This is a genomic window from Capnocytophaga sp. oral taxon 326 str. F0382 (assembly GCF_000318295.1).
Lineage (GTDB): Bacteria > Bacteroidota > Bacteroidia > Flavobacteriales > Flavobacteriaceae > Capnocytophaga > Capnocytophaga periodontitidis.
In genome coordinates this window covers 1-550 of the sequence record NZ_KB291475.1, presented here as the reverse complement: position 1 = coordinate 550, position 550 = coordinate 1, and the positions used below count along the sequence as shown (strand labels likewise).

The 550-nt window shown below is 26.0% G+C and carries 1 protein-coding gene; it reads right to left on the bottom strand.

The features are described 5' to 3' along the window. Window positions 1-535, bottom strand: a 535-nt coding sequence (locus tag HMPREF9073_RS15195) for a hypothetical protein (RefSeq protein ID WP_034556080.1), incomplete at its 3' end; no start/stop codon positions are given. Window positions 536-550: the final 15 nt, after the last annotated feature.

The window sequence follows — 550 nt, the reverse complement described above, 5'->3', positions numbered from 1 at the left end:
AAATAATATCATCAATGATGTACCTGTCTTTCTTCTTAGCTACTTTTAATTGTACGCTATCATATCTATTAAAAAAGAAATCAAAAATATAAACATTATATCTTTCTGAACTTATTTTCTTTACTTTAAGAGAGTCTAACCATTTTAGGTTGATATCTTGGGCATTTAGAATAAAATCCATATCTCTATCTTCAGTAGGTTTTATTTTTTTTATCAATTTATTTGATAAATAGTTTTTCTTAATTCTTATTAATTCATCTTCACATTTTTTTTCTTCTTCATATAAATCAGAGCACGGTATTTTATCTTGTTGCCTGATGTACTTATCATAAAATTCCAAAATCATTTTTGTAGCTTCATCAGTTTCTTCTTTAGGCACTTGAATTGGTGCAATTGTATCTTTTTCTACTATGGTATCTCTTTTGATAGAGGAAATAGTAGCTGTAGTATCATCAAAAGATGACACTTGGGTATTGCAATTGTTGCAAGAAAACAACAATAAACACGCTGAAATAAAATAATAAATTTTTACCATCTGAATATTTTAAAA